Here is an 8,979-nt window from a genome sequence, read left to right as displayed (position 1 = left end):
AGCCACTCATCGAGGGAAGCGGCTTCCCAGATGGGGTAGAAGTGCAGGCCGATGGCGTTAGAGGAAGGCACAACCGCACCAGAGATGATGTTGTTGCCGTACATCAGAGAACCCGCAACAGGCTCACGGATGCCGTCGATGTCAACGGGAGGCGCCGCGATGAAGGCGACGACGAAGCAGGCAGTGGCAGCAAGCAGGGTGGGGATCATCAGCACGCCGAACCAGCCCACATACAGGCGGTTCTCGGTGCTGGTCACCCACTGGCAAAACTGCTCCCACAGGGAGGCAGATTGTTGTCGTTGTAACGTTGTGGTCATGATGGAATAAGTGCAGTTAGGTTTGCTTTGTGCTCATCCACTAAAGACGAGCGAGTTATGTATGTGCTTATATTAACTAAAATGTTTCGGTTTGTAAACAACTTAGGGTAGATAACTCCCCTACCAGGTCTGGTAATTGCGATACTTCCAACCTATGCCGTTTGGAGTAGGGCCTCGGTCTAGCTCTGGCTATTTCAACCAAGCTTGTTTGGCCCTGGCGACTTGCTGGGGTGCAGGGATGGCCTGAAACAGGTTGAGTGCTTTATGAAGGTGGGCCTCGGCCTCGGCAAGCTGCACAGACAGGTTGGCCAGAGTGAGGGCGTATTGAAGGTGAGCGGCGGCGAGATCGCAGTGGGCACCGACCTCGTCAAGCAGGGCGATCGCACTCCGACAATCCTCCACAGCCCCGGCCACATCTCCCCGTTGATGCTTCAATCGACCCAGACCAAGTACCGCGTTGGCTTTAGTTTGCAGGTAGTGGCCTGCCTCTGCCGCCTGGATAGCGGCAGTGAACAACAATTCGGCCCGCTCGATATCACCGAGGTTGAGATAGGCATGACCCAAAAGCTGCACAAAGAACGCATGACGCCCGCTTTGGCCTCGGCCTCGCACTTGCTCAATGATGGAATCGGCTAAGGTTTGAGCAGCTTCGCGATCGCCCTGGTATGACCGCACCAGAGCCAGGCAGGTGGTGGCTTTGTCGGCCCAGGGCTGGTGACGAGTGCCGGTGGCGGTTGCAATCACCTGACTAAACCAGGTAGCGGCTGCATCGAGGTTCCACAGGTCGAGGTAATAGAGGCCAAGGCTGAGTTGAGAGTCGACCACCAGCATGGTGAGGTAGTACCAGCGATGGGTGTTGGCATCGGGGGCTTCAGTGTGCAGGCAGGTTTGGGCGATCGCGATTGCATTTTGCTGGCAGGCGATCGCCCTTTCTAACCGCCCTTGTATCCAATACAGGTCGCCCAAAATGTTCGACAGCTCGCTGGCGTCGGCATTCTCGGTGGGAATGTGGTCGATAATGGCGGTGATCGCGTCGGTGACCGGCTGCACCAGGCCCATGCGGTAGAGGGTGCTGCCCAGGGGCAGAAACTGCTGCCACTGGTTGTCGCGGCTGTGGAGAATGACCCGCGCCGCCGACCCATAGTCTTGAATCGCAACGTAGTGATAGTAAGCTTCCAGCGCTTGAATCGCATCCTCTAGGGTGCAGACGCGCTGGATGCTGTCGCTCCAGCAGCGGGCGGCGCAGCGATGGGCCGCTTCCCACTCGATGGCGTCTTCAGAAGCGGCAGTGAGTTGGGCCAAGGCTCCGGCCCGCACCACGGGATGCAGCCAGTAGCGACCCTGACGGCACTCCAGCAGCGATCGATTGCGTAGAGAGGTGACAATCGCCTGGTGACGCTGGGCGGGAAGGTCAACCATCAGGCACTGCACAGATTCCCAAGGAATGGTTGGCACGTCTTGGTAGCGGTAGACGCCTAGTCGGCAAAACAGTCGATGGGCATCTGAGTCGAGGTCACGCAGGCGGTGGATCTGGCTTTCAACCAGGTTTTTGAGATCCACTGGGCCGAGCAGATCTTGGCTGTGGGCCTGCCAGTAGAGCGCAAGGCTGCCTTCAAAGTCGGACTGGACAGCCCCAGCGAGAATTTCCATTGCCTTGGCGTTGCCGCCGTAGGCGCTGTGCATGGCGGCCAACACGTCCCCATGGTCGGGGATGCCGCGGTGGGCGAAGTAAGTCGCCCAAGCGGGGAGTTCTAACCCCGGCAGACGGTAGTGGGTAATGGGAATGCCGGGTTCGCAGAGGCGATCGCGGCTCGTCATCAAGGTTAGCGTTTGCCCGCGACTGTCGGCTAAAACCCTGAGCAGTTCGCTGTAGCGGCGATGGGGACCGATGAACTGGCCCTGGGCATCCAAAGCGGGTTCCAGGTTGTCGATGAGTACGGCAACGCGCTGCTGGCGCAGGTGTCGACGCAGGCGATCGAGGGTGACGCCAAACTCGCGCCCCGGCTCGACGCCAAAGTCTTGACGCAGCCATTCTTCCACCACCCACTCCACGGGGGTGATGTCGGCGGGGTCTTTGGCCATCAGCAGATCTAGGGTCAGATCTACCGGCTGCTCTGCGACAAAATGCTGGGCCAGGGTAGTTTTGCCAAGCCCGCCTTCCCCCTGAATGAGGATGGTGCGGTGGCCCTGAGCGATCAGGGCGGTGAGGTGAGCGATCGCCGCCTGACGCCCCACAAAGTTGGGATTCGTCGGGGCTGAGGATGAAGGCTGAGCGCTGTCACAAGAGGCGGTCTGGCGACCTAAACTCCCCAAAATTGCAGGACTTTGCCGCTCCTGCTCCCCCACAGTTTGAGGGGTTGGGCGAGCTAAAGGCAACGTCTCTCGCGGCCCGGTCGAATCAGCAAAGCCAAGGGCAGCGCTAGCCCCAGATACATCAATGCCCATTTTGAGCAGCGATCGCTTCAGGGCCGACTTCAGGGTAGATTTGGTTACTTTCTCGCCGGTCACCCGTGACAGCAGCCGCCACATTTGGTAGGCCACGTCTTTAATGTGGCCCTCGGTGTAGCCAACGGTGTTGGCAATATCGAGATACTTTTGGCCCTGCCACACCTGGTGCAAGATGGTGCGCTGCAGATCGTTTAGATGCCGTCCGGTAACGGTGAAGACAAGCCGATCTGCCAGTTCTACCGCATCTGAAGCCATAGCTGCTGGTATCCTCCACGGCCACAACTCTAGCCAAGATTTAAATTTTCTTTCATCCCCGGTGGACGGTTTCCGCCTTTTTCCGCCCCTGGACTGCTGGGCGCTGGGTGAATAGCCGACCCTAGCCGACCGACGACAGCAATCCCTAGAGCTACGGTGAACTTACCCAACCATAGCCCAAACAAAGGGTATCAAATATGACTGCTACACTTTTCTCACCGCCAACGGTCTTAGAGAATGATTTGGCTGGCCCCTGGCAGTCCTCCCTCAGCCCCAGGCTAGCCAACCAGCGGATTGCGGCGTTGACCCGGCGGTATGTGGCGGTGGAGCATCTGAGCGATCGCCTCGCCGACCTACCGCACCAGTTCCAAGATCCCCAGCCGCGCCGATGGAACACTGTGAATTGGGCCGATATTTCCCCCGAGCAGATCAGCGGTATTACCCTCGACACCTTCTGCGCCATTCTGCTGGGCACCATTAACACCGAAGCCCCCATTCGCGACTACACCCAGGCCAGCCGCCAATACCTGGAGCATTTTTATCCACAAATGGCCGAGTTTGTCGGCGGCACCGTGGAGGCTGCCGGAGTGATCAAGCCAGGGCTCTGGGAGCGAGAAGAGAAGCGGCACACCCCCGTCTTGACCATGCTCTACCACCGGCTGGCTGGAGAACGCCCCCAAGCCATTCCCCACCGGGCACGGCCCTACACCCCCAGCGGCAACCCCCGCGCCGATCTCTACCGCCACGGGCTGCACCGCATCGCCACCGAATATGGCGCCGCCTGCCTCTACCTGTGGATGATGGCCTACACCACCGGCCCCCTCCAGGCAGTGCTGGGGGAATTGCTCATTGATGAAATCAACCACATGACCAAGTTCTGGGGCTTTGGCCGCTGGGCCTATCCCAACACCGGTTTGGGAATGATGGCGGGCACGCTAACCCACGCAATGGTGAAAAAGTGGCGTCAGCCCCACCTCCAGGGCAGCCTAGTTCACACACTACGGCGCATGACGGCTGAACTGGCCTGGGAGCAGTGGAGCCTCAGCCACCAGCTCACCTTTCTCTATACCTTTGACCAGGTGATGCGAGTGCTGTGGACCTGGGATCGATCGCTAACCCAGCCCTACTTAGAGGAGCTATTTGGCCAACATCCCAGCAATGGTTAGAGAGAGTTGATAGATGGGAAAAATCCCAACTCAGGCAAAAGCAAATGTCGAGGGCAAATGACAATTCCCATTGCCAAGACCTGTTGATTGTTTGAACCTATATCGTCCAGCTTATTTATAAGGAGTATTTGAGATGGCCCAAGTAATTGATTTTGCGACTCTGCCAGCAGACCTCTATGCCGAAGCTCTGCCTAACCATGTGGCGGTGATTATGGATGGTAACGGTCGCTGGGCCACCCAGCGGGGCATGCCGCGCATTGCTGGCCATCGCCAGGGAGCCAAAACGGTGAAAGACCTGCTGCGCTGCTGCAAAGACTGGGGCATTGGGGCGCTGACGGTCTACGCCTTTTCGACTGAGAACTGGCGGCGACCCATGGAGGAGGTGAACTTTCTCATGCGGTTGTTTGATCGGCTGCTGCGCCGCGAACTGGCCGAAATGCAGCGCGAGGGCGTGCGAATTCAGTTTTTGGGTGACCTATCGCCGCTGCCAGAACGGCTGCGATCGCTGATGACAGAGGCCATGGCCCTGACCGACCACAATCAGCGCGTGCAATTTAATGTAGCGGTGAACTACGGTGGCCGGCAGGAGCTGGTGATGGCCACTCGCCACATTGCTCAGCAGGTAGCGAGTGGTGCTCTCTCCCTGGAACAGGTCGATGAGGAGTCTCTAGGCCGGGCGCTGCTGACCTACCCTCTGCCTGACCCTGACTTACTGATTCGCACCAGCGGTGAACAGCGGTTGAGCAACTTTTTGCCCTGGCAGTTGGCCTATACCGAGCTGTACTTTACCGATCTGCTGTGGCCTGAGTTCGATCGCGCCGCCTTTTACCAGGCCTTGCAGTGGTACCAAAATCGCCAGCGCCGCTTTGGCGGCCTCACTACAACTCCCCTCGCCCAGAGACTTTAAAGCAGGAACCCTTTAGAACCGGGCGCACTGGTCTTCTTTGTTGCCCCGCACCATGTTGCCGTTGCCGCTGGGGGTAGGACGGTTTTCTTTGCACTGCAAATTACCGTCGATGCGATTGCTAGAAACGCGCAGACCGCCCTCATTCTTAAAGGCCTGTAGGTTGCCGCCGATGGTGTTGCCCTGGCTGAGCAGCGATCGCCTGTTCTCCTCAAGTTGCAGGTCGCCACCAATGCGGGTGTCAGCCACCATCGCTCCACCGGACTGTTTAATCTGAATGTCGCCATTGACTACAGAGCGGGTGGTCACCGTCACCTGGTTGGCATTTTCTGCCTGAATGTTGCCTTCGACACGCGCGCTGCGGGCAATCAGCACCGCCCCCGATTCCACCGTGATGTTGCCCTCGACACGGGTGCCATTGAGGGTGCAGGTAGCATCTTCAGGCACTCGCAGGTTATCGACGGTGATGTTGCCCAGATTGCCCCGACAGGTAAACTCATCAGCGTGGCTGGGAAGGGGGAAGGCGGCCGCGCTAGACAGCCCAATTACACCCGCCAAAAGAATCTTTGCGGCTTTCATCATTGCGCTTCCTGGTTGTAGGTGACAGTGCAAACTACACCGCAAGACGCAGGCGTTGAGCTGTTTGTTGCTGAGCAAAAAAATGAGCCAGATCTGATTAAAGATCTGGGCTCACCTGAGGGAGAATCGCTTAGGGAAAACTGTCGGTTAGCGTAGGTTGTGCTGAAGCCCTAGGCCACCTCTGCGAGGGCGGGATAGTCGATGTACCCTTCCTCCCCACCGCCATAGAAGGTGTTGGGGTTGGGCTCGTTCAGCGGTGCATTCTTCGCAAAGCGCTCGGGCAGGTCGGGGTTGGCGATAAACAGCTTGCCGTAGGAAACCAAGTCGGCATCGCCGCTGGCGATCGCCGCATTACCTGCCGCCTGGTCATAGTCCCAGTTCACCATCAGCAGGCCATTGTATAGAGGCCGAAACTCTTTGGTAGGAATGGGAGTGCCGCCGTAGCGCAGGTCGGCCTCACTGGGCTCCAGCAGGTGCAGATAGGCCAGGTTGAATTGATTGAGCGCCTGAATGGCATAGCCAAAGGTGGCTCTGGGGTCAGAGTCGGTCATGTCGTTGAAGGTGCTGCTGGGGGACAGGCGCACACCGACGCGATCGCTTCCCCAAACCCCTACTACAGCTTCAGTTACTTCCAGCAGCAGACGGGCGCGATTTTCAACCGGGCCGCCATAAGCATCGGTGCGGTGATTGCTGCCATCGCGCAAAAACTGGTCGAGCAGATAGCCGTTGGCCCCGTGCACCTCCACGCCGTCAAAACCCGCTTCTAGGGCATACTTAGCGGCCTGGCGATACTGCTCAACGATGCCGGGAATTTCATTCAGCTCTAGCGCTCTGGGCGTGACAAAGGGCTGCATACCCTCATAGGTCATGGCGTCACCCTTTGGCTGAATAGCGCTAGGAGCCACCGGCGTCGCCCCATCAGGCTGTAGAGAGGGGTGCGAAATGCGGCCCACATGCCACAGCTGCAAGAAAATCCGACCGCCTTTGGCATGGACGGACTGGGTAATCTTCTGCCATCCGGCAATCTGTTCGGCACTGTGGATGCCGGGAGTAGCAGGATAGCCCTGCCCCTGGGGCGAAACCTGACTCGCTTCGGTGATGATCAGGCCAGCGGAGGCTCGCTGTTCGTAATAGGTCACATTCAACGCCTGAGGCACATTGCCTTCCCCAGCGCGATTGCGCGTGAGCGGAGCCATCACAATCCGGTTGGGCAGTTCGTAAGCGCCCAGCTTAATGGGGGTAAACAGATTCTTTTCAGTAGACATAGGGATCTCCTTTTGGATTGCTGGAGTAGGGTATTTCGAATATTGGCAAAGACTGGGTAGAGGCAAAAGGCATTTGCCTCAAGGGAATTAAGGTTAGAGAAGACCTAAACAGCGGCAGGAATGGGGCAGGGGCAAACAACCACCCTAAAGCCTTCGGTTTGGCTGCGCCTATGCCCCTGCACAGAATCAGACTGAGGCCAATTAGGCCTAGCTTAGAAATGGCTCGACGGCCTTAGTCAAGGTGGCTTTGGACACCGCTCCGACCATCTGCTCCATTTTCTCGCCACCCATAAACACCATGAGGGTGGGAATGCTGCGAATGCCGTAGTGGGAGGCAATGTCCGGCTGCTCATCGGTGTTGACTTTGACCACCTTAAGTTGCCCTTCGTATTGCTGGGCGACCTCATCGACAACGCCCGCCACTAGGCGACAGGGGCCACACCACGGTGCCCAAAAGTCGACGAGCACTGGCACGTCACTTTTCAGCACTTCAGTTTGAAACGTATCTTGGGTAATGCTTACAACTGCGGACATTGAACACCTCCGCTCTTTGAGCGAATTTCAGTTATTCGAAAACTTCGAACAATCAAACTATAGCGTCTCCCGTGGCATAATGCAACTATGCGACCTATTCACCATCCCAACTGCCAAGACATCGCCCTCGAAGGGGTTTTGTACGCCCTCGGCGACCCCGTGCGCCTCGAAATTGTGCAGCGCCTTGCCAGCAATGACGAGCTGTGCTGCTCTGATTTAGATTTGGGGGTGGCAAAATCAACCCTCTCCCACCACTTCAAAATTTTGCGCGAGGCCGGAGTGCTGCACTGCCGCAAACAGGGCACTCAGCACATGAATTCTCTGCGCCGCGACGACCTAGAAGCGGCGTTTCCTGGCCTGCTCGACAGCATTCTGAAGGCGGCCCAGGCTCAGGGCCAGGTTGAGAACTAGCACACCAAGCCACTCCTACGTCCATCTGAAGCAGCTTAGTCATTGGAGGGCTGCGCTAGACCGTCTCTATCTTGGGCTCTCGGATCACATCGACAATCTTTTTGATAAAGCTGGCGGTGGGTACGGCCAGCACCAGCCCCAAAAATCCGGCAAATTTTGACCCGATCAGCAGCGCCAGGATAATCACCGCTGGGTTGAGCCCGGTAATGCCGCCCATTAGGCGCGGGGCCACCAAGTTGTCGTTAACTTGTCCCAGCAAAAACGCTACCCCCAACACTTTTAGGGCCAGCCATACATCTTGGAAGGCTAGCAGGGTACTGATCCCTAGTACCGCGACCGTGCCGCCAAAGGGAACGATGCTGACCAAACCAATCACTAGGCCAAACAGCAGACCAAAGGGCACGTTTAGTAGAATAAGCGCCGTTGACTGGGCCACAGCTAGGATCAGCGCCAGGGTAGCCTGCCCCGAAAAATAACCTTGAAAGCTAGGCCTTAGAGCGTTACGAATTTGCGCTTGCAGAGGGACGGGAAACCAGCTGAGCAGACCTTCCCAAAGCGAGTCACCGTTGATGACCAGCAGAATGGCCAGGACAGCGGTAATCAGCAAGTTTAGGGCACTGTCGAGGGTGCTGAGGGTAACGCTAATGGCCTGGGTGGTAGTCGCTTGCAGTGCGTTGGTCAGCTGATTGGCCGCCTGCACCGTTAGCTGGTCGAGGTTGACGGGGAGGGTTTGAAAGATGGCCCGGTCTTCTAACAGTAGCAGCTGCGTTTTAGCCTGGTCAATCCAGCCGGGCAGCCGTAGGGCAAACTCGTTGAGCTGCTGCCACACCTGTGGCCCCAGAAAGACGACCAGGATGGTAGTAATTAAAACGGCCAGCAGCACCACCAGGGCCACCGCCAAACCTCTGGCCAGCCCTCGTTTTTCTAGCCAGTCGATGGGGTAGTCGAGCAGAAAGGCGATCAGGCTAGCGGTGATGACAATGCTGGGAATGGGATGCAACACTCCCCCCAGTTTGTAGAGCAGCCAGCCATTGAGACAGATTATGGGGAAGGCTAGGCCTGCGATCGCCCATTTGGGCAGCTGAGACAAAGAGACCATG

General features: G+C 57.7%; 8 protein-coding genes and 1 pseudogene. 3 read left to right on the top strand and 6 right to left on the bottom strand.

Features of this window, described 5'->3' with window-relative positions; all coding sequences use genetic code 11:
• Positions 1-317 (bottom strand): annotated as a pseudogene (locus H6F75_RS12455) (photosystem II q(b) protein); the annotation flags it as partial.
• 189 nt (positions 318-506) lie between these two features.
• Positions 507-3,020, bottom strand: a complete 2,514-nt coding sequence (locus tag H6F75_RS12450; protein WP_190752688.1) for an NB-ARC domain-containing protein — start codon at positions 3,018-3,020, stop codon at positions 507-509.
• Between the two features lie 197 nt (positions 3,021-3,217).
• On the opposite strand from H6F75_RS12450, the gene H6F75_RS12445 reads away from it, so the two are divergent.
• On the top strand, positions 3,218-4,186 hold the full coding sequence (locus tag H6F75_RS12445; RefSeq protein WP_190752686.1) for a ferritin-like domain-containing protein: 969 nt from the start codon (positions 3,218-3,220) through the stop codon (positions 4,184-4,186).
• A 133-nt stretch (positions 4,187-4,319) separates the two neighbouring features.
• Entirely contained in the window at positions 4,320-5,093 is a 774-nt protein-coding gene (locus tag H6F75_RS12440) for an isoprenyl transferase (RefSeq protein ID WP_190752684.1), read from the top strand.
• 12 nt (positions 5,094-5,105) lie between these two features.
• Here the strand turns inward: H6F75_RS12440 and H6F75_RS12435 are convergent, their stop codons facing one another.
• The 3 genes from H6F75_RS12435 to trxA form a co-directional block, all read right to left on the bottom strand.
• Positions 5,106-5,672: a polymer-forming cytoskeletal protein gene (locus H6F75_RS12435; RefSeq protein ID WP_190752682.1), complete on the bottom strand. Its 567-nt coding sequence runs from the start codon at positions 5,670-5,672 to the stop codon at positions 5,106-5,108.
• A gap of 167 nt (positions 5,673-5,839) precedes the next feature.
• A complete protein-coding gene (locus H6F75_RS12430) occupies positions 5,840-6,934 on the bottom strand; it encodes an alkene reductase (RefSeq protein WP_190752679.1) in 1,095 nt (364 codons plus the stop codon).
• 207 nt (positions 6,935-7,141) lie between these two features.
• A complete protein-coding gene (trxA, locus tag H6F75_RS12425; protein ID WP_190752676.1) occupies positions 7,142-7,468 on the bottom strand; it encodes a thioredoxin in 327 nt (108 codons plus the stop codon).
• 87 nt (positions 7,469-7,555) lie between these two features.
• Between trxA and H6F75_RS12420 the strand changes: the two genes are divergently transcribed.
• On the top strand, positions 7,556-7,879 hold the full coding sequence (locus tag H6F75_RS12420) for a metalloregulator ArsR/SmtB family transcription factor (RefSeq protein WP_190752674.1): 324 nt from the start codon (positions 7,556-7,558) through the stop codon (positions 7,877-7,879).
• A 55-nt stretch (positions 7,880-7,934) separates the two neighbouring features.
• Here the strand turns inward: H6F75_RS12420 and H6F75_RS12415 are convergent, their stop codons facing one another.
• Positions 7,935-8,978, bottom strand: a complete 1,044-nt coding sequence (locus H6F75_RS12415; RefSeq protein WP_190752672.1) for an AI-2E family transporter — start codon at positions 8,976-8,978, stop codon at positions 7,935-7,937.
• Position 8,979 lies beyond the last annotated feature (1 nt).

Source organism: Nodosilinea sp. FACHB-131 (assembly GCF_014695395.1).
Taxonomy (GTDB): domain Bacteria; phylum Cyanobacteriota; class Cyanobacteriia; order Phormidesmidales; family Phormidesmidaceae; genus Nodosilinea.
The sequence above is the reverse complement of the archived record's forward strand: the minus strand, read 5'-3'. Positions and strand labels throughout refer to the sequence as shown.